The sequence below is a fragment of the Bacillus sp. 7705b genome (assembly GCF_002289525.1).
Taxonomy (GTDB): Bacteria; Bacillota; Bacilli; order Bacillales; family Bacillaceae; genus Bacillus; species Bacillus halotolerans.
Map to the genome: position 1 here is coordinate 1 of NZ_NSDH01000067.1, position 18,689 is coordinate 18,689.

Sequence of the window (18,689 nt, forward strand, 5' to 3'; positions counted from 1 at the left end):
TAACATCTGCGTGATCTGCATCGTGCAGACCTCAGTTTGACTGACTACGCACATCGCTGTGCGATTTATAATAAAACTTGAATTAACAGGTACGTTTTGTCTTGTTTAGTTTTCAAAGATCATCCACCACTTCTTTAAGAAGCGACTTTTTCAGTATAACATTTCGACTTTGTTTTGTCAAATGTTTTTTATTTTATTTCTCCGCCGCTGTGAGCTTATTTTTTCAGAAGCGCATCAGCGACGTTTAATAATATACCATGCTCAGGAATCAGAGTCAACATCTTTTTTAAAAGAATATCCTCGATGAAAGACAGCCTGTCCTTTGGTTTCAATTCGGCACACGCTGATAAGACCTTTTTCTGTCAGGTAATCAAGCATGACGCCAAGGTCTTGAGTAAAATGTTTTAAGTCAGGATGCTGAAGAAGCTCGCTAAATTGCCATATGTCCTTTTCTTTCATCACTTCGAAAAGATGTGCTGAACCAATCTCAGCTTTAGAATGAATAAGAAAATCATTTGCTAAGAATAATAATTCAAGTCTTTTTTCCAAGCTTTCGTGACTTTCAATCAGCTCGGAATATAATTTGTACACTTGAGGCTCCATCTGACGCACTTGACTCCACACAGTGGTTTCCGGATGGAATCCTCTGTCGATTACTTCAATACGTGCTAGATGATGCAATGCATGGACTACTGCATTGTAGGCATCTAAAAATTGATTGGCTTCAAAGAAAGCTTTTCCTTCAACGTATCTTCTAATTAACTTGCCGTATTCAAGGCCGATCTTCAGTTTGCGTTCTGCAAACGGAAAAGTATTAAGCCTGTCGATAAGCTCAGCAATATACTCATTGCGGTCAAACATGACTCTTCCGTTTACAATCCAATCTATGATTCTCCTATTTGTGCCGAGCAAAATCCATTCTTGAACCTGAGCATCAGTTATCACATGTAAAGAGGCTGTTTTGTGATCAAATTCATAATGCTTTATAAAAACAGGCTTATCAGACTGCTTTACAATGACAAGCAAAGCGGCATCAAAGTTGTCTGTTATGGAAGACGTTTTGTTTCTTCTCTCAATCATAATAACAGCCAATGTATTGGGATGACTTGCTCTTTCTTGGTAAATTGGACGGAGAAGATTTTCCATCACTATTCCTCCAATGCAATTGTTCAATTTTTTTATTCTCTATTTGATTCAATTCTATGGTTAAATCGAAATTCCTTTTTTCTAAACACATTGAACTATTATAAACAATTCCAAAGCAAGTCTCCATATTTAAATTCCATTTCAAACGAAAACATGAAGAAAATACCATCGGGTTTGTGCTATATTTAATTCAGAGGGGGATGGACATGGCGAAATACTCCAGCAAAATTAATAAAATCAGAACGTTTGCGTTAAGTTTGGTTTTCGTTGGGTTTATCATTATGTACATCGGGATCTTTTTTAAGGAATCCGTTTTGCTTTCGAGTTTGTTTATGATACTTGGGCTTTTATCTATCGGGCTCAGCACGGTTGTTTATTTTTGGATCGGCATGCTCTCGACCAAAGCGGTTCGGGTCATTTGTCCGGGCTGTGAAAAAGAGACCAAGGTTTTAGGCAGAGTAGATATGTGTATGCATTGCAGAGAGCCGCTGACTTTAGATCAAAGCTTAGAAGGAAAAGAATTTGATGAGTCTTATAATAAGAAGAAAATGTCGAAATAAATAAGCTGACCGTTTCGCGGTCAGCTTATTTTAATGGTTTTCTTTTTTTGAACACTCTTGGCAGACGCCGTAAATTTCTAAACGGTGGTGGCTTACTTTAAAGCCGGTCACATGTGCAGCAAGCTGCTCTACTTCATCAAGGCCGGGATAGTGGAAGTCCACAATTTTACCGCAGCTTTCACAAATGGCGTGATAGTGATCGGATGTAACAAAATCAAATCTGCTGGAAGCATCACCATATGTGAGCTCTTTTACCAGGCCGGATTCCCGGAACACACGCAAGTTGTTATATACCGTCGCTACGCTCATGTTAGGAAATTTCCCTTCCAGAGCTTTATATATATCGTCCGCTGTTGGATGAGCCATAGAGTTAACGAGATATTCCAGAATCGCATGACGTTGAGGAGTAATGCGAACTCCGGTTTCCTTCAACGTTTCTAAGGCTTCTTTTAGTTCATGTGCAGCCATCCGTCATGCACCTCTCTTCTAAAAAAGATTCTTACATTATAATGTTTATAATTAGTGTAACTCTTTTTACGATAATTTGTCAATTGATATTAGGGTAAAAGTTGCAGCATATGCTATGAGGCTGATTGACGATTTTACTTTCCCGACATATCTTTCAGCGTCTGGAGCGCTTCGGCTACATGGTCTTTCACTTTTACCTTTCTCCATTCTTTAATGAGCCGGCCTTCTTTGTCAATTAAAAAAGTGGAGCGTTCAATCCCCATATATTCTTTTCCGAAGTTTTTCTTCAGTTTCCATACATCAAACGCCTCCGCCAGCTTGTGCTCGTCATCGACAAGCAGCAAAAACGGCAGATTATGCTTCTCTTTAAATTTCCCGTGTTTTTCCTCGCTGTCCGGGCTGACGCCGATAATCACAGCATCCAGCTCAGCGAAGTTTTCATGGCTGTCACGAAAATCGCAGGCTTCAGTTGTGCATCCCGGTGTCATGTCTTTTGGATAAAAGTAAAGGACGATATATTTCCCTTCATAATCCGATAATTTTACTATCTCCCCATGATCGCCTTTCAACTCAATCTCAGGCGCTTTTTGTCCGATTTCAATAGTCATTTCTTTACCTCCGGATGTTTTTGTATTAAGCGTATCCAATTCTTGTCCAGATTACAACTATGACTCTGTATCTTGAGCCTGAATCCGTTGTTCTTGTCTGGAAGCATGCTACAATAGAGGGGACGCAAGGAGATATAGGAGGTTATTATTTTTGTATACAAAATCAGTTGAACTTCACCGTGAAGCATTAGAGCATATTGTCGGCGGTGTAAACAGCCCTTCAAGATCATATAAAGCAGTTGGCGGGGGTTCTCCTGTTGCAATGGAGAAAGCAAATGGCGCTTATTTTTGGGACGTCGACGGAAACAAATACATTGATTATTTGGCGGCTTACGGCCCGATCATCACCGGACATGCCCACCCGCATATTACAGAGGCGATTAAAAAAGCCGCAGAAAACGGTGTATTATATGGAACACCGACAAAACATGAGGTTACTTTTGCAAAGATGCTGAAGGAAGCCATCCCTGCTATGGATAAAGTAAGATTCGTCAATTCAGGGACAGAAGCTGTGATGACGACCATCCGTGTGGCTCGTGCTTACACAGGCCGCACCAAAATTATTAAATTTGCAGGCTGTTATCACGGCCATTCAGATCTTGTGCTCGTAGCGGCCGGCTCCGGTCCGTCTACTCTGGGCACGCCTGACTCAGCCGGTGTACCGAAAAGCATTGCAAACGAGGTCATTACAGTTCCTTTTAATGATATTGACAGCTACAAAGCGGCCTTAGAGAAATGGGGCAGTGAAATCGCAGCAGTTCTCGTTGAACCGATTGTCGGCAACTTCGGTATCGTTGAGCCAAAAGAAGGTTTCTTAGAACAAGTAAACGAACTGACACACAATGCGGGCGCCCTCGTTATTTATGATGAAGTCATTACTGCTTTCCGGTTTATGTATGGCGGTGCTCAGGATCTTTTACAGGTGAAACCGGATTTAACTGCACTCGGAAAAATTATTGGCGGCGGACTTCCAATTGGAGCCTATGGCGGCAAACAAGAAATTATGGAGCAAGTCGCACCGCTCGGCCCTGCATATCAGGCAGGAACAATGGCCGGAAACCCCGCTTCTATTTTATCCGGCATTGCTTGTCTGGAAGTGCTGAAAGAGGAAGGCGTGTATGAAAAGCTTGACCATCTTGGCGCTATGCTTGAGGAAGGCATTTTGGCACACGCAGAAACCCACGGCATCACAATAACAGTCAATCGGTTAAAGGGTGCGCTGACGGTATACTTCTCTGATGAGAAAGTAGAAAATTACGATCAGGCAGAACGCAGTGACGGTGAAACATTCGCTACGTTTTTCAAGCTGATGCTGGAGCGCGGCATTAATCTCGCACCTTCTAAATATGAAGCGTGGTTTATTACAACAGCGCATACAGAGCAGGATATTAAAGATACGCTTGCTGCTGTTGAGGATGCTTTTAAACATCTTAAAAAGTAATATTGCACATCCCCGGACAGGAGCTTAAAGCTCCTGTTTTTTTGTACTTTTAAAAAGCGTGTAAGATTTTGGTCATTTTCTTGAAAAATAGCTTGAATAATTGTATTGATCCCTGTATATTACTTAATTGTTTAGCAAATAAACTCACAGGGAATTTTAAGGATTAGCCATTTGCTAGGTCAAACAATTTACTATAGAAAGGAATGCACGCACAAACCAATGAAACTTGGTGCCCGCATTTTCAAAACAGGGATCGCGATTACGCTGGCTCTTTATTTAGCTTCGTGGATCGGACTTCCCGCACCGATTTTTGCTGGGATTGCAGCGATATTTGCGATCCAGCCGTCAATTTACCGCTCTTTTCTTATTATTATTGATCAGGTTCAGGCAAATATTATCGGAGCTGTTATTGCCACAGTTTTCGGTCTTATTTTCGGACCCAGTCCGATTATGATCGGATTGACAGCAGTGATTGTTATTACCATAATGCTGAAGCTTAAAATTGAACATACGATTTCGATTGCTCTTGTTACAGTTATTGCGATTTTAGAATCTGCCGGTGACGACTTCTTAATGTTTGCGCTGATCAGAACAAGCACAGTCATTTTAGGGGTGCTTTCTTCCTTTATCGTCAACCTGGTGTTCCTGCCGCCTAAGTACGAGACAAAGCTGATTCATAACACAGTCGAAAACACTGAAGAAATTATGAAATGGATCAGGCTGATTATGCGCCAGTCAACAGAGCATTCGATTTTGAAAGAGGATATTGAAAAATTGAAAGAGAAAATGATCAAGCTTGATCAGACATATCTTCTATATAAAGAAGAAAGAAGCTACTTTAAGAAAACGACTTACGTGAAATCAAGAAAACTTGTCCTGTTCAGACAGGCGATAATAACCGCAAACCGGGCGCTCGACACGCTGAAGAAGCTGCATCGCCTGGAAAACGAGATTTATCATATGCCTGAAGAGTTTCAGGAAACGCTGACTGAAGAACTTGATTACCTGCTTCATTGGCACGAGCGGATTTTGATGAGGTTTGTCGGCAAAATTAAACCGCATGATGATACAGATGAAGAAGGCATCCAATACAAACAGCTGCTGACAAAGTCATTCCTTAGAAACCAGCGCAACTCAGATGATGAGCTTCTTGATTATAATATGCTTAATATTATGGCAAGCGCTGTGGAATACCGCGAGCAGCTTGAACATTTAGAAACACTTATTACAAGCTTTCAAACGTACCATCCGAAAGACTGCGAAATGGAAATAGAAGAGTAGCCCGGTTCACATCACCGGGTTTTTTTCATACAAAAAAATCTTATATCCTTAATCAAAGGATATAAGATCGATGTTTAGTTCAAGTTTTGGATTGTGAATAAGTGCTTGTATTGACTGTCATAATCCATCAGTTCATCATGGGTTCCGGTTTCGATGATTGTTCCGTTTTCCATGACAACAATTTTATCCGCATGTGTGATGGTTGATAAGCGGTGGGCCACAACAAAAGTTGTTCTGTCCTTCGCCAGCTTGTCCATCGCTTCTTGAATGTAGTGCTCACTTTCAAGATCCAAAGCTGAAGTAGCTTCATCCAAGATCAGCAGCGGCGGATTTTTCAGAAATACACGCGCAATGGAAATCCGCTGTTTTTGTCCCCCTGAGAGCTTAACGCCTCTTTCTCCCACACGGGTCTCATACCCTTCCGGAAAACTCATAATAAAATCATGTGCATTGGCTGCTTTTGCGGCTTCCATAATGTCTTCAAGCGTGGCATCAGGTTTTCCGATCGCAATATTTTCTCTAATCGTTTCACTGAATAAAAAGGTATCCTGAAGCACCATGCCAACCTGATTGCGCAGGCTTCTTGCTTCATAATCCCGAATATCTGTCCCGTCAATCAATAGTTTGCCGCTTGATACATCATAAAACCTTGGAATCAGGCTGACGAGCGTGGATTTCCCTCCGCCGCTCATTCCAACGAGGGCTACGGTTTCTCCTCTGGTTACTTTTAAAGACACATCGTAAAGGATGTTTTCTTTTCCCTTTTCATATTGAAACGACACATTTCGAAATTCGACTTCTCCGCGGATATGGTCAGCTTTGATGGCATTTGGTTTGTCAGTCAGTTCATACGGCTCGTCAATAAATTCAAATACCCTGTCCATTGAAGCGATTGACTGCGTCAAGGTTGTAGAAGAATTAATCAGCCTTCTGACAGGGTTATACATTCTGTCGATATACCCGACAAACGCAACCATCGTTCCGACTGTCAGCGGTCCGTTGATGACAAAATAGCCGGCGAATGCAATCACGATGAGCGGTGCCAGATCTGTAATGGTGTTGACAACCGCAAAGGTTTTGGCATTCCAATTCGTATGACGGATTGCTTTATCTAAGAAATGGCTGTTTTTTTCATTAAAGTTGGCCTGCTCATGGTCTTCTATCGCAAAACTTCTGATCACTGGCATGCCTTGAATCCGTTCATGCAAATGCCCCTGTACCTGAGCAAGCGCCTGTGACCGCTCTCTTGTCAGCTTTCTTAAACGGCCGTAAAAATACTTCACTGATATACCGTATAACGGAAACAAAATGATGGAAATAAGCGTTAATTTAACGTCCAGTGTCAGCATGATAGAGATCACGATCAAAATCGTCAGCATATCGAGCCATATATTCATCAGACCTGTGATCACAAAATCCTTTGTTTGTTCCACGTCATTGATGACTCGGGAAATGACTTCCCCTGTTCTAGTATTCGCATAGAAACGAAGGCTCAGCTTCTGTATATGATCAAACAGCTTGGCTCTTATATCATAGAGTACCTTGCTGGCTGTCCACTGGGCAAAATATTGCCGATAATATTCAACAGGCGGGCGCAAAATTAAAAATAAGGCGAACATGATCGCCATAATGGTGAACAATGACGTTGTTTTGTCACTGGCCGTGCCGCCTCCTTGAATAATGTCGTCAACTACGTACTTCAGAAGCAATGGGAGAGCAAGCGGAATGGAGAATTTTACGATCCCGATTAATACTGTAATGAAAATTTGCTTCTTATAAGGTTTGACGAATTGCATATAGCGTTTCATAACCCCCACGTTGATTCCCCCTCTCTTTATCATGATGTGTGTGAGCCCATGTGAAAAACCTGTTGTACCCCGCAACAGGTTTTTACGTAACCATTATTTTGTATAGCGCAAATACCGTTCATACCACATATCGACAAACTCGGGTGCAAACGGGCCCTGCCGCTGATGAATCCAATGGAGCAGTGTGTTTAAGTAGTCTCTTAAAATACTGTCAATTTCTTTTGGATAATTCATGGATTTCCGATGATCATCATATTCGTCTTCATCGAGAATATTGTAAGTCATGTCAGGAAAAACCTTAACATCTAAGTCATAATCAATATATTTAATTGCTTCGCCATCATAGGCAAACGGAGAACTGATGTTGCAATAATAATGAACCCCGTCTTCCCTCAGCATCCCGATGACATTAAACCATTGTCTTGCGTGAAAATAACAGATTGCGGGCTCTCTGGTTATCCATGTCCGGCCGTCTGATTCGGTTACCATCGTCCGGTCATTGGCTCCGATGACACACATTTCTGTACTTTTTAAGATTGTTGTCTCATTCCAAATTCTATGAATCAGCCCATTATGCTTATAGCTGTGAATTTGAATGGTTTCTCCTTCCTTGGGATAACCCATATTTCTCCCCTACTTTCTATAAAGCCCTACAGTTAGTATGTCCAAATTTGCTTACCGACAACGTCTTTTACCTATTATAACGTTACAAATTGAAAAATGAAAATAAAAGAGCCATTCCGGCTTGGGAATGGCACATTCCTGCTCTACACATAGGAAGACGGCTTTTCTGAGCTGCGATATGAACGAATCACCTGCTCTGTCTGTTTCTGAAACGTATCCTGTATATCAGCAAGATGCTTTCGTTTTACCGCAATTTCATCCTGAATACCGCGCAGCCTTGCATCCCTTTCCAAGTGCCGGAGTTCTGCTTCGATTTCTTTGCAGCGGTCGAGCTCTGATTGGAGATCGAGAAGCTTGTCCATCGTTTTCATCTGTTCTATTACCAGCTTTTCAAATTCCGTCATCGGTTCCTCCTTCAGCCTGGTCAAAGTCTAAACGTTTCCACCATTAATCATTTCGATTCTGATCTAAGCAAACCCTTTGACTCATTCTGTTGAGCTTTCACAAGTTTTGTCGTTTTTCAAACAGAAAAAAGCACTTCCACCCGAAGATGAAGTGCTTTTTTCTGTTTCAGTGATTAGCTGTTTTGTTGTTTGTTTTGTTCAGCAGATTGGTTTTGCTGTCTTACCTGCTGTGTGTTAGTTTCGCTTGCGAATTCAGTGCCGAATTGACCTTGTTGGCCAGCAGCTGATTGTTGGTTTTGTTTTCTGACTTGCTGAGCGTTTGTTTCGCTAGCAAATTCAGTGCCGAATTGACCTTGACCAGCAGCTGATTGTTGGTTTTGTTTTCTGACTTGTTGAGCGTTTGTTTTGCTGAAGTTATTTGAGTTAGCCATTGTTATCACCTCCACGGTCATTAGAATGTGCAGGTAATCGAGTGGCTATTCCTTTTTTCAAAAAAATTTTTTAAACGAGCAGTGAGCGCCCGCCGTCAACGATAATGGTCTGCCCTCGGATCATGTCAGCTTTTGATGACACTAAAAATTCAACCGTATCGACCATATCTTTAATCTCTACCATACGTCCCGCCGGGGTATTTTGACGCGCATCCTCCAAAAGGTCTTCTCTGTTCGGGAAGTGTTTGAGCGCATCTGTGTCAATCGCTCCGCCTGATACCGCATTTACGATAATCTGTTTTGGTGAAAGCTCTACTGCGAGATAACGGGTTAAAGCCTCTAACGCAGCTTTTGACACACCAACTGTCGTATAGTTTTCAAGGTAGCGGATTGAACCTAATGAGCTGATGCTGACGATATGACCGCCGCCGTTTTTCTCCATCAGCTTTGCCGCTTCCTGAGCGCAGAAAAGCAAAGCTTTTGCATTGATGTTCATCGTCCAGTCCCAATGTGTCTCCTCTAATTCCATAACCGGTCTCAGTACGCCTGATGCAGCGTTATTAACAAAAATATCCAGTCTTCCAAAGGTTTCATCAATTTGCTGAAACATCTCTTTAATTTTTGCGGGCTGGCCTACGTTTGCTTTTACGATAAGCACTTTCACGCCAAGTTTTTCGATTTCTTCCGCTGTTTCCAGAGCGGCTTTTTTGCTGCGTGCATAGTTAATGACAATATTATAGCCGTTTTCCGCAAGTCTGATCGCCGCTGCTTTTCCGACGCCGCGGCTGCTTCCTGTTACGAGTGCGCATTTATTTTGTTCCATTTTTTCCTCAGCTCCTTGTAGCGTATAGTTCTCTTCATTCCACAAACAATAATGGCAAGAACTTTAAAGGGGGTCTTCTGTTATGTATGTCGGACGAGATATGAGCGAATTGACCATGATTTCCAAAAAGGACTGGAAAAACAGTGAACTCGCCTTTTTTCATCATGCCTTTCAGCAAATTATGCCTTATTTGAACGAAGAAGGCCAATCAAAATACCGTGAATTAACGCAAGAGATTGAAGCGCGCGGCGGAATGAAGCGTAATGAAGCAGACTACAGCCACGGCACGCGCGTCAGTTATGATTAAGGACTCTTACCGAGCAGCCGAATTAAATGACTCCGGCTGCTTCCACTGCCATCTTCCAAATTTTCTGGTGTGACACTGGAAACGCGAATTCTTCGAGCTCTTTCTTCGTTACTTTTTTCAGGTCTGCAGTATCCGACACTTGTTTTACTTTACCGAAAAACACAGAAATATTCCATACCAGGTGGGTGAAAACATGCTCGACTACACCTTGGAGGTCACTGATTTCAGCTTTTATGCCAAAATCACTTTCTAAAAATGCAGTGAGCTGCTCGCGCTCTGTTTTGATTCCTTTTTGCGTTTCAAGATTCGGGAATTCCCACAGATTGGCAAGCAGTCCCTTAGACGGGCGTTTATGAATATAGACTTGTCCGTCATCATCTGTCAGTACAATTGCAGCCATTGTTTTGATTCCCGGTTTTTTCTTTTTGCTTTTCACCGGGAGTTCTCGTTCAGTGCCTTCTGCAAACGCTGAGCAATGCTGCTGAACAGGACAAAGCAGGCAAGAAGGTGATTTCGGCGTACAGATGATGGCTCCCAGCTCCATTAAACCCTGATTGAATTCAGAGGGTTTTTCTTTTGAAATAAACGCACGGACTGCTTCTTCAAAAATCGTTCTTGTTTTTGGCTTGGCAATATCATCCCAGATGGACAAAATTCTCGACATGACACGCATCACATTTCCGTCAACCGCAGGAATCGGTTTATTGTATGCGATGCTTAGCACCGCTCCTTTTGTGTAAGGGCCTACGCCTTTTAAGCCGCCGAACTCTTTTTCTTCTGACGGAACAACTCCCCCGTATTGCTGCTTCACTTCTTTAACCGCGCTTTGCAGGTTTCTGACCCGCGAATAATAACCGAGGCCTTCCCATGCTTTGAGCACTTTTTCTTCATCGGCATCAGCGAGCGTTTCTACTGTCGGGAATTGCTCCACAAACCGTAAAAAGTAAGGAATGACCGTCTCTACCCTCGTTTGCTGGAGCATCACTTCAGATACCCATACTTTATACGGATCCTGGTCCTCTCTCCACGGCAGAATGCGCTGTTCTCTTTCGAACCAGTTAATTAAATCATTTTGAAATTGCTGTATATCTTTTTGTTTTATCTTATCTTCAAGTACGTTCATATGTGTTTCTCCCCAGTCTCTCGCGCCCCGCTTTTCTTTAGACTGTTTTTTGTTGTACACTAAGGGCACAGTACGATAATATGTTACATTAAATAGAAGTAAAGAAAAAGCGGAAACATATGAGAACGATTAAACAGGTTAAAAGATTGGGTATATAAAAATAGGTAATGTCTTACAAAAGTGAATGTGCAGGATACACCTGCAAGGAGGTCACCTATGGATACGGGCACACATGTTGTCATGGGCATCGCCCTCGGCGGAATCGCGACACTGGATCCGGTTGTCGGAACAGATCCGGCAATGGCTCACGCAGTCATGATCGCTACGCTTGCGGGCTCACAGGCTCCTGATATTGATACTGTGTTAAAACTTAAAAACAATGCTGTTTATATAAGAAATCACAGAGGCTTTACCCATTCTATTCCCGCCGTTTTGTTTTGGTCTGTCATCATTCCGGCGATTTTGTATTTATTTTATCCGCAGGCTGATTTTCTGCATCTGTGGCTGTGGACATTGCTGGCAGTTGTGCTGCATGTATTTGTTGACATTTTCAACGCGTACGGAACACAAGCCATCCGGCCGTTTTCGAAAAAATGGGTGGCGCTCGGGCTGATTAACACATTTGATCCGTTTATATTTATCAGCCATCTGGCGGCCATCGCGGTTTGGTATGTCGGCGGCAGCCCCGGTATCACATTTCTCACCTTATACGTAGTACTGGCAGGCTATTATATCTTGCGCCTGATGATGCAGCTGCGAATCAAACGGCAGCTCCGTGAGATGATTCATGAAGAGATCGAAAGCATTATCATTTCGCCGACGATGAAATTCAGGCAATGGCGGATTGCGGTTACAACTGCGCATGCTTTTTATGTAGGAAGGAGCATGGACGGGCACGTGGTGATACTTGATACGTTTAATCGGGTGCCTGTGCCTGAAACCGACGTTATGCAAGCGGCGAAGCAGGATGATAACATTGCGGCGTTTCTTTCGTTCTCCCCGGTTTACAGGTGGGAAGTGGATACGTATAAGGATCATTACGAGGTACGGTTTATTGACCTGCGTTATCGGAGTAAAGGGCACTATCCGTTTGTCGCAATTGTTCATATCAGTCATGATCTTGAGATACGCTCATCTTATACCGGCTGGATATTCAGCGAAGAAAAGCTTCAGAAAAAATTAAAGCTCGGCTCTATTTAGAGCCGGGCTTTTTTGCGTCTTGTATAAAAAACAGCTAAGAGCAGACTGATGAAAGACATCACTGCGGATATTTTAAAATATGGCGGATAGTAGGTGAGTTCAATTTGATTGTCTCCCTTTTGCGCCTTAAAACCGATAAAAGTGTAATCGGCTTTTTCAATTTTCTGCTGTTTTCCGTTAATTTTCAGCTCCCAGCCTTTCTCATACGGAATCGGGAGCATGATGTACTGGGGTTTAGAATTGTGATATGTGAATGTCAGCTTGTTTTTATTCCATTCCAGGCTGTCTGTTCTCTCTGTTTTGTTTTTCGACACAGCGTTTTTTAATGTTTGATAATTTTCTGCATAAAGCGCTATGTGTGAAAGCTCGTACGTTCCTTTCGGAAGCCTGATCGAGATATGATCTGATTTAGGCACTCTGATGGTTAAATCATTTACACCCGTTTTATAGATCGATTGATTGGATTTTCTTGTTGTGACATAATCATTTACCTTTAGCGTAAATCCTTTGTCTTTTGCTTTGCTTTTTAAATAAAAACTGACATAGTAATCGCCCGGACCGGCTGACGCCTTTTTCGGAGTGATGATCAATTCTCCGCCGTTTTCTCCAGTTACAGTGAGGAGTCCGTTTTGATATTGAGCTTGTTTTGCAGTGATGTCCGATTTGGAGATCAGATTCGCCAGATCAGGCGGCTGCTCTGTTTTTTCAGTTGGATCTGCTAATACAATTCCTTTCAGCATCGCTTGTTCTTTCGCAAGAGTCGGCAATTTTTCCAAATCCTTTTCTGAGTAAACTTTATCTGCTGATTTGGCAAAAGGAAGCATGTATTGATTTTCATAAACGGTGTAGTGCTCTGATTCCATATGTTTTGTAAAGCCGTATGGAACATTCGCTTCGTTTATTTTTTCCGTCATATAATATCTGCCGTAAAGCAAGCTGTACAAATTCGCTCTGTCCCCCAATGAAGCGTAGCGGCTGACGCTTTCTCTTCCCATATCGATGCGAAGATCATTCCAATAGAAGGAGAGCAAATGGCTGTTTAAAATGCTCGAGTAGGCGCTGAATCCATTAAACCCGTAAATAATCGGAGTGTTATTGCGGACGCCATTCATCCAGTCGATTCTCACGAGCGGATCATTGTCTTCCTTTTGCACACGTCTGATGAGCTGAGATTGTTCGTCTCCTTTGTATTCCTCGCTTGTAATATAGGATTTTGAGACACTGTCCAGCCCGCCTCCTTCTGAGAGCGCATATTTCTGATAGGTGTTAGCGACAAGCAGCGAAGACAGAATCACCACACCGTATACAGCAAGCTTTGCCCGTTTTTTCACAAAAACTGCGGCAAACAAAGCAGCGATTGTCAGGAACAAAAGCAGTAGGATGCTTTCATTCGCTGGCTTCCATATATCAAGCTCATACCTTTGGACATGATACCAATAAAGAAGCAGAACAATCGCTGCTGCAGGAAGCAGTTCTTTCCGCCTCAGCTCCTGCAGCTGTGATAAACCTGCGGCGGCTGCTCCGGCGATTGTAAAGGCCAAAATATATTCAAACCGGTTTTGCGGCGCGGAAAAGCCGTTAAAGGCGCTTGCCGCGTACGGACTGAAATGAAAGAGGATAAACAGAAGGCTCAATCCGGCAAAAAGGCGAAACACCCGGTGTTTATAAAAAGAAATGACAAACAAAAACAGCAAAAAGATGGCTGGCACCACGATAATCCTGCTTGAAAATAAAATATTATCATCGAAATTCAGCCACTCTATTTTTTCATTATACGGAGGGCGCAGGTTATTTAAATACCCGTAAACCACCGGCACAAATACCGCCGCACTGATACCGAAAGAAATGAGTCCCGAGACTAAAAACATTCTGCATTGAACCCATTTTTTCACTTCATGATCTTCCAGCTTGATCAGCCATCTGAACAAAATATAAATTCCAATGAAAATCAGATTTATGTATGCAAAGTAAAAATTGTTGATTAAGCTCAGTGAGCAAGCAATGATAAACCATGCCGGACGCCGCTCCCTGATGATTTTTTCCGCTCCGAGTACAAGAAGCGGAAGCCAAATCATTGTATCGGTGAAAAATTCCCAATACGCTTCATGGCGAAAGTAAATAATCGATACTCCGTATAGTACAGCACCCGTAAACGCCGCTGCTCTGCGTTTGAGCAAATAGCTGAAAACAGAAGCTGCTGTAAAAATAATCAGACTCAGCTTAAAAATGCTGATAAAAACAGCTGACTGTGCCCAAAAAAGCGTGTCCGCCTCACCAATGAGATGAACGGATTGCAGCAGCCATACTGCGGCGGATGTCGCAAGAAAAAGGAAAGAAGCAGAAAAATAATAGCCAAGCTGACTGAATGTGCCGCCGCCGAGTCCGAATGAATAATGATAGAAAAAGTTTCCTTGCGTGTATTGTTCATATAATAATTTCTTAAATACGATCATTTGCGCCAGCCCGTCACCGGGACCGGTCATATATCTGCCTTCCGCCCATTCTTTCACAAAAAAAGCGTGCGCAAGAACGGCTATGAACAGACTGGCCGCATAAATCATGACATGTTTTCTTTTTTTCATAAGAGGTCTCCAGTCTTGCCGTTAACTGTAAGCATGCAAAAAAGCACTGCCAATGGCAATTGATTCATTTCAGTGCAGTTTGGTCAGGCGCCGCATGTTTTTCAATTCGTTCGTTTCAGGCAGATCTTTGCTCGGGATATTTGCTTCTTTGATCAAATAATGCGGACGTTTTTTTGTTTCGTAATAGATTCTGCCGATGTATTCTCCTATGATGCCAAGGCTTAACAGCTGAACCCCTCCAAGGAATAAGACCGCAGATATAATTGTGAAATATCCGGGTACAGAAATACCGTTTGTAAGAATTTTGACGAACGTGGCTATGATATAAATAAGAGAGAGCAGCAATACAAAAATGCCGGTGTAAAAGCAAATTCTCAGCGGTTTATGGTTAAAGGAGACAACGCCGTCCATTCCGTAATTAAAAAGGCTGCTGAATGACCATTTGGATGTGCCGTTTTTTCTTTCGACATTTTCGTAAAAAACAATTTTCTGTTCGAAGCCGATCCAGCAAAACAGGCCTTTTGAAAAGCGGTTGCCTTCGCTCAATTTCAAAAGTGCATCCACAGCTTGGCGGCTTAACAGACGAAAGTCTCCGACACCGTCACGCAAATCAACTTCCACCGCTTTATTAATGAACTTGTAGTAAAGGGACGAAAGAAGCGAACGCACGGGGTTATCCCCTTTTCTGTTCCTCTGGGCAATGACTTGATCATAGCCTTCCTCGTAGCCTTTGATAAAGTCCTTCAGCAAATAGGTCGGATGCTGCAAATCGGCGTCCATCACGACAACTGCCTCGCCTTGAACATGTTCAAATCCGGCCAAGATCGCGGCTTCTTTTCCAAAGTTTCGCGAAAATGATATGTATTTCACTCGGCTGCATTTGGATGCCAGGTCTTTGATCTGCTGAAGCGTGTCATCAATACTTCCGTCGTTAATGAAGAATATTTCATAATCATAATGAATGTTTTTGAATTCCTTTTTTAAAGATTCATGAATGAGTTTGACATTATAACCTTCATTGTAAGACGGGATAATAATCGAGATTAATCCTTGCTTCATTAAGGCACCTTCTTTTTTTTATTCTTTTTAAGTATTGCCTTAGGGGAATTGTACACAAATCTTCAGTAAGGCTATTCCTTTTTTTAAAGTCGTTTAAACCTGTTTTTTGTTACATTTTTGGTATGACATTTGAGTATATGTAATGTTATTTTGTCAGGTTTAAAATAGAGTATGAAAAAAAAGCATAGAAAAAGTCTGCCATTTCGACAGACGGTGCAAAGAAAATCTGACTTATTGTTTTTCAAGATATTCTAAAATAAGCTGATTCACGATGGCCGGCTTTTCGTGGCTGATCCAATGGGATGCTTCATCCACAAATATTAAATGCCCGTTTGGACAGCGTCTTGCTGTTTCTTTTGCAAGCTTTCTGCTTAAAAAGCGGTCTTCCATTCCCCAGATCATCCGGTAAGGGGCTGTATGGCATTCGCGGGAATTTTCTGCAAGGCTGCCTTTTCTGAGGGCCCTGTACCAGTTCAGCATTGACGTCAGGGCGCCAGGCTGCTTCCACGCTTCTTTGTACTTATTGATATCCTCAGAAGAAAAAAGCTTCGGCCGATCAGATAGCCCGATGGCTTTATCTAATTTCTCATAGTCGTTTTCTGTTAACGCGGCCTCCGGTTTGTCCGGTAGCTGGAAGAAGGCAATGTATGAGCTTTTCAGCCATTGCGGAGGGTAGACTGGTGTTACGGTTTTCATGACGTGCGGATGCGGTATGTTAATGGCGATAAGCTTTTCAAGATATTCCGGACGTGTTGATGCCAAGTGCCAGGCTACTGCTCCTCCCCAGTCATGACCGATCACGATTGCTTTTTGATCAGTGAATTGCGAAATAAGCCCAATGATATCATCTCTTAATGTATCAATCCGATATGCCTCAATTCCTTCCGGTTTGTCACTGAGATTGTAACCTCGCTGATCAGGAACAATCACCCGGTACCCCGCGTCCGCAAGCGGTTTGATTTGGTTTTTCCAGCCATACCAAAACTCAGGAAATCCATGGAGCAGGACGATAAGCGGGCCGTCCTCCGGTCCTGCAGAAGCAACGTGGAGTGTGATTCCATTTGTTTTGACAAACTGGCTGTTAACTCCTTCCACTTAAATCTCCTCCTTGACTTTGCGTCATATGTTTCAGCCTTTTCTCTGTCAGTATAAAAGTGATGATACAAGCAGCAACAAGCAAGATCAGCTGAAGGATGATAAAGCTTGATCTCAGGAGCACCCCGGCCCCCAAGACAATCAAACCTGACAGGATCATGAGCGCCGCACTGTAACGGTTGGCTTCATTCCATAACTTTTGATCTGACATTGAGCGTCTCGTTCTGAATCCATATACACTGTTAATGGATTTTGGAGGGAACAATTTGATGAAAAGACCTGCAATCATCATGAGCCCTCCGCCGACTAAACATGCCATATGATCATCTCCTCTCTCATTGTTACGTTCAGAAAGAAGAAATGTTTCAATATCCTGACAAAAAGACAAGCATGAGCCTGTCTATTTAGCGTATTTGTAAATCCTTTGTCGGAATATAGCCTTTTATCCCGCCGTGATCAACGAATGCCCAGCTGAAATCAAATCCTCCGTTTTCACTGAATCCCCAGCCGAGCAAAGTGACTTCTGTCCCCGAGGAAAGCTGCTTGGCTTTTCCATTTTCCGGTGTTGGAGAATAGAAGGCAGTCTGTTTTGCTGTTTTTGCTTGACTTGCGGTTTTCATTAAGAAGTGTGTTGAAATATATCCTTTTTTTCCTTTGAATTCGATTTGAGCCCAATCAGCATTAGCAAATCTCTTTACAGTGACTTTCTGTTCAGATGATACTGTGCCGAGAATCGCGCTTTTTTGTTTTGGCTCAGCCCGGACATTCAGTTTTCCTGCTTTAATCATATAAGAATCTGATGATGGCATGGTGACATTTATGGTCTGAAGGGTTGCAGCTTTTGCTGCGGGAGCAGTGCTACATGCTGTGAAACTCAGTCCTGCGGCGGCAGTTAAAGCGAGCAATACTTGTTTCTTTTTCATACATAGCTCCTCCTCGGATTTTGACAAGATATAAGAGGTATTCCCTGATTGCCTGGAGGATGAAACACTTTTTGTTTATTTTTTCTAACAGTTAAGGAAATTTTAAGGTTTGTAAGGTGTACATTACATTCTAATCTTTGTATGATACATTATGTAAGGTATACGTTACATAACGAGAGAGGATCAAATAAGATGAAGCACGGGGTTCGTAATTGTGTAAAAGAATACAGAAAAGCTAAAGGATGGACACAGGATCAGCTGGCAGAAAACATTCAAGTGACAAGACAGACGGTCATTGCAATTGAAAAACAAAGATATGAACCCTCGATAGGCACTGCAATTAAATTATCTTCAGTATTAGAGTGCTCATTAGATCAATTATTCTGGATAGAAGGAGACAAATAATATGAACATGACGTATCGTACCGGATTGTTTTTGCAAACTTTGCTTCCCATTTTATTGTATGTCCTTTATTGGCATTCACCTTCAACTTTAACACTTCTGTTAGCAGTCATCGGAACTGCACGAGTTCTTTATTCTGCCGCACATATTCATAGAAATAAACTCTGGGGAAACGTACACTTTCAGAATGACCAACGCACCCGCTCAAATGCTCATTTCGCGGGCTATATATCACATTGGGTGATGATTGTTATATTGCTTATAGGTGTTGTTCTTATTCATCAATCCATGCTTCCTCTGTCCTATCTGCAGCTGATTGCATATACTGCTTTTCTTGGTTTTATGCTTAGAATGGTGATTAGTGATGTACTTAATACAAATGTGTAAAAAACAGCCTGCCGTA

21 protein-coding genes are annotated in these 18,689 nt (G+C 42.3%); 7 read left to right on the forward strand and 14 right to left on the reverse strand.

The genetic code is table 11. The annotated features are described in order from the left end of the window. Window positions 1-261 precede the first annotated feature (261 nt). Window positions 262-1,146, reverse strand: coding sequence for a nucleotidyltransferase-like protein (locus tag CJU60_RS20525; RefSeq protein ID WP_024120667.1), 885 nt, complete (start codon window positions 1,144-1,146; stop codon window positions 262-264). A 206-nt stretch (window positions 1,147-1,352) separates the two neighbouring features. Between CJU60_RS20525 and CJU60_RS20530 the strand changes: the two genes are divergently transcribed. Then, on the forward strand, window positions 1,353-1,706 hold the full coding sequence (locus CJU60_RS20530; protein WP_010333473.1) for a YgzB family protein: 354 nt from the start codon (window positions 1,353-1,355) through the stop codon (window positions 1,704-1,706). Window positions 1,707-1,736: 30 nt separating this feature from the next. Here CJU60_RS20530 and perR read toward each other — a convergent pair whose 3' ends face one another. Beyond that, window positions 1,737-2,174: a peroxide-responsive transcriptional repressor PerR gene (gene perR, locus CJU60_RS20535; protein WP_010333472.1), complete on the reverse strand. Its 438-nt coding sequence runs from the start codon at window positions 2,172-2,174 to the stop codon at window positions 1,737-1,739. A gap of 134 nt (window positions 2,175-2,308) precedes the next feature. Continuing rightward, window positions 2,309-2,782: a thioredoxin-dependent thiol peroxidase gene (bcp, locus tag CJU60_RS20540; RefSeq protein WP_095714792.1), complete on the reverse strand. Its 474-nt coding sequence runs from the start codon at window positions 2,780-2,782 to the stop codon at window positions 2,309-2,311. A gap of 151 nt (window positions 2,783-2,933) precedes the next feature. On the opposite strand from bcp, the gene CJU60_RS20545 reads away from it, so the two are divergent. Both CJU60_RS20545 and CJU60_RS20550 read left to right on the forward strand, forming a co-directional pair. Beyond that, window positions 2,934-4,223: a glutamate-1-semialdehyde 2,1-aminomutase gene (locus CJU60_RS20545; protein WP_024120664.1), complete on the forward strand. Its 1,290-nt coding sequence runs from the start codon at window positions 2,934-2,936 to the stop codon at window positions 4,221-4,223. Between the two features lie 219 nt (window positions 4,224-4,442). Continuing rightward, window positions 4,443-5,504 (forward strand): aromatic acid exporter family protein, encoded by a 1,062-nt coding sequence (locus CJU60_RS20550; RefSeq protein WP_095714793.1) that lies wholly within the window; start codon window positions 4,443-4,445, stop codon window positions 5,502-5,504. A 74-nt stretch (window positions 5,505-5,578) separates the two neighbouring features. Here the strand turns inward: CJU60_RS20550 and CJU60_RS20555 are convergent, their stop codons facing one another. The 5 genes from CJU60_RS20555 to fabL all read right to left on the reverse strand — a co-directional run bounded on the left by CJU60_RS20555 (window position 5,579) and on the right by fabL (window position 9,594). Continuing rightward, window positions 5,579-7,321 carry an ABC transporter ATP-binding protein gene (locus tag CJU60_RS20555; protein ID WP_141243810.1) on the reverse strand — a complete coding sequence of 581 codons (1,743 nt, stop codon included), beginning with the start codon at window positions 7,319-7,321 and terminating at the stop codon, window positions 5,579-5,581. Window positions 7,322-7,405: 84 nt separating this feature from the next. Further along, on the reverse strand, window positions 7,406-7,936 hold the full coding sequence (gene ntdP / locus CJU60_RS20560) for a nucleoside tri-diphosphate phosphatase (protein WP_003239685.1): 531 nt from the start codon (window positions 7,934-7,936) through the stop codon (window positions 7,406-7,408). A gap of 143 nt (window positions 7,937-8,079) precedes the next feature. Next, window positions 8,080-8,340, reverse strand: a complete 261-nt coding sequence (locus CJU60_RS20565) for a YgaB family protein (RefSeq protein ID WP_024120661.1) — start codon at window positions 8,338-8,340, stop codon at window positions 8,080-8,082. 173 nt (window positions 8,341-8,513) lie between these two features. Beyond that, window positions 8,514-8,771: a gamma type acid-soluble spore protein SspE gene (gene sspE / locus CJU60_RS20570; protein ID WP_024120660.1), complete on the reverse strand. Its 258-nt coding sequence runs from the start codon at window positions 8,769-8,771 to the stop codon at window positions 8,514-8,516. Between the two features lie 70 nt (window positions 8,772-8,841). Then, window positions 8,842-9,594, reverse strand: a complete 753-nt coding sequence (gene fabL, locus CJU60_RS20575; protein WP_095714795.1) for an enoyl-[acyl-carrier-protein] reductase FabL — start codon at window positions 9,592-9,594, stop codon at window positions 8,842-8,844. Between the two features lie 82 nt (window positions 9,595-9,676). Here fabL and CJU60_RS20580 point away from each other — a divergent pair, with 82 nt between their 5' ends. Beyond that, on the forward strand, window positions 9,677-9,901 hold the full coding sequence (locus tag CJU60_RS20580) for a hypothetical protein (protein WP_024120659.1): 225 nt from the start codon (window positions 9,677-9,679) through the stop codon (window positions 9,899-9,901). Window positions 9,902-9,923: 22 nt separating this feature from the next. Here the strand turns inward: CJU60_RS20580 and mutY are convergent, their stop codons facing one another. Next, the gene (mutY, locus tag CJU60_RS20585) at window positions 9,924-11,024 is read right to left on the reverse strand and encodes an A/G-specific adenine glycosylase (RefSeq protein ID WP_095714796.1); all 1,101 of its coding nucleotides are present in this window, start codon (window positions 11,022-11,024) and stop codon (window positions 9,924-9,926) included. A 216-nt stretch (window positions 11,025-11,240) separates the two neighbouring features. Between mutY and CJU60_RS20590 the strand changes: the two genes are divergently transcribed. Then, a complete protein-coding gene (locus CJU60_RS20590; RefSeq protein WP_095714797.1) occupies window positions 11,241-12,224 on the forward strand; it encodes a metal-dependent hydrolase in 984 nt (327 codons plus the stop codon). Here CJU60_RS20590 and CJU60_RS20595 read toward each other — a convergent pair. From CJU60_RS20595 to CJU60_RS20615, 5 genes are all read right to left on the reverse strand, one after another. Then, window positions 12,221-14,806, reverse strand: a complete 2,586-nt coding sequence (locus CJU60_RS20595) for a YfhO family protein (RefSeq protein WP_095714798.1) — start codon at window positions 14,804-14,806, stop codon at window positions 12,221-12,223. The two genes, CJU60_RS20590 and CJU60_RS20595, sit on opposite strands and share 4 nt — an antisense overlap. Before the next feature lie 69 nt (window positions 14,807-14,875). Further along, window positions 14,876-15,865 (reverse strand): glycosyltransferase family 2 protein, encoded by a 990-nt coding sequence (locus tag CJU60_RS20600; protein ID WP_010333459.1) that lies wholly within the window; start codon window positions 15,863-15,865, stop codon window positions 14,876-14,878. 231 nt (window positions 15,866-16,096) lie between these two features. After that, window positions 16,097-16,960, reverse strand: coding sequence for an alpha/beta fold hydrolase (locus CJU60_RS20605; protein WP_095714799.1), 864 nt, complete (start codon window positions 16,958-16,960; stop codon window positions 16,097-16,099). Beyond that, window positions 16,947-17,279, reverse strand: coding sequence for an SdpI family protein (locus tag CJU60_RS20610; protein ID WP_095714800.1), 333 nt, complete (start codon window positions 17,277-17,279; stop codon window positions 16,947-16,949). Before CJU60_RS20610 ends, CJU60_RS20605 begins: the two co-directional genes overlap by 14 nt. A gap of 85 nt (window positions 17,280-17,364) precedes the next feature. After that, window positions 17,365-17,883: an SH3 domain-containing protein gene (locus CJU60_RS20615; RefSeq protein ID WP_095714801.1), complete on the reverse strand. Its 519-nt coding sequence runs from the start codon at window positions 17,881-17,883 to the stop codon at window positions 17,365-17,367. A 192-nt stretch (window positions 17,884-18,075) separates the two neighbouring features. On the opposite strand from CJU60_RS20615, the gene CJU60_RS20620 reads away from it, so the two are divergent. Both CJU60_RS20620 and CJU60_RS20625 read left to right on the forward strand, forming a co-directional pair. Further along, the gene (locus CJU60_RS20620; protein WP_010333455.1) at window positions 18,076-18,288 is read left to right on the forward strand and encodes a helix-turn-helix transcriptional regulator; all 213 of its coding nucleotides are present in this window, start codon (window positions 18,076-18,078) and stop codon (window positions 18,286-18,288) included. A 1-nt stretch (window position 18,289) separates the two neighbouring features. Continuing rightward, complete coding sequence (locus CJU60_RS20625; protein ID WP_095714802.1) at window positions 18,290-18,673, forward strand: hypothetical protein; 384 nt, start codon at window positions 18,290-18,292, stop codon at window positions 18,671-18,673. The last annotated feature ends 16 nt before the right edge of the window (window positions 18,674-18,689 follow it).

Coding starts and splice junctions, on each gene's coding strand:
- CJU60_RS20625 (WP_095714802.1), top strand. CDS start 18,290: ATGAACATGACGTATCGTACCGGATTGTTTTTGCAAACTTTGCTTCCC.
- CJU60_RS20620 (WP_010333455.1), top strand. CDS start 18,076: ATGAAGCACGGGGTTCGTAATTGTGTAAAAGAATACAGAAAAGCTAAA.
- CJU60_RS20615 (WP_095714801.1), bottom strand. CDS start 17,883: ATGAAAAAGAAACAAGTATTGCTCGCTTTAACTGCCGCCGCAGGACTG.
- CJU60_RS20590 (WP_095714797.1), top strand. CDS start 11,241: ATGGATACGGGCACACATGTTGTCATGGGCATCGCCCTCGGCGGAATC.
- bcp (WP_095714792.1), bottom strand. CDS start 2,782: ATGACTATTGAAATCGGACAAAAAGCGCCTGAGATTGAGTTGAAAGGC.
- sspE (WP_024120660.1), bottom strand. CDS start 8,771: ATGGCTAACTCAAATAACTTCAGCAAAACAAACGCTCAACAAGTCAGA.
- CJU60_RS20600 (WP_010333459.1), bottom strand. CDS start 15,865: ATGAAGCAAGGATTAATCTCGATTATTATCCCGTCTTACAATGAAGGT.
- perR (WP_010333472.1), bottom strand. CDS start 2,174: ATGGCTGCACATGAACTAAAAGAAGCCTTAGAAACGTTGAAGGAAACC.
- ntdP (WP_003239685.1), bottom strand. CDS start 7,936: ATGGGTTATCCCAAGGAAGGAGAAACCATTCAAATTCACAGCTATAAG.
- CJU60_RS20595 (WP_095714798.1), bottom strand. CDS start 14,806: ATGAAAAAAAGAAAACATGTCATGATTTATGCGGCCAGTCTGTTCATA.
- CJU60_RS20580 (WP_024120659.1), top strand. CDS start 9,677: ATGTATGTCGGACGAGATATGAGCGAATTGACCATGATTTCCAAAAAG.
- CJU60_RS20550 (WP_095714793.1), top strand. CDS start 4,443: ATGAAACTTGGTGCCCGCATTTTCAAAACAGGGATCGCGATTACGCTG.
- fabL (WP_095714795.1), bottom strand. CDS start 9,594: ATGGAACAAAATAAATGCGCACTCGTAACAGGAAGCAGCCGCGGCGTC.
- CJU60_RS20525 (WP_024120667.1), bottom strand. CDS start 1,146: ATGGAAAATCTTCTCCGTCCAATTTACCAAGAAAGAGCAAGTCATCCC.
- mutY (WP_095714796.1), bottom strand. CDS start 11,024: ATGAACGTACTTGAAGATAAGATAAAACAAAAAGATATACAGCAATTT.
- CJU60_RS20530 (WP_010333473.1), top strand. CDS start 1,353: ATGGCGAAATACTCCAGCAAAATTAATAAAATCAGAACGTTTGCGTTA.
- CJU60_RS20610 (WP_095714800.1), bottom strand. CDS start 17,279: ATGGCATGTTTAGTCGGCGGAGGGCTCATGATGATTGCAGGTCTTTTC.
- CJU60_RS20565 (WP_024120661.1), bottom strand. CDS start 8,340: ATGACGGAATTTGAAAAGCTGGTAATAGAACAGATGAAAACGATGGAC.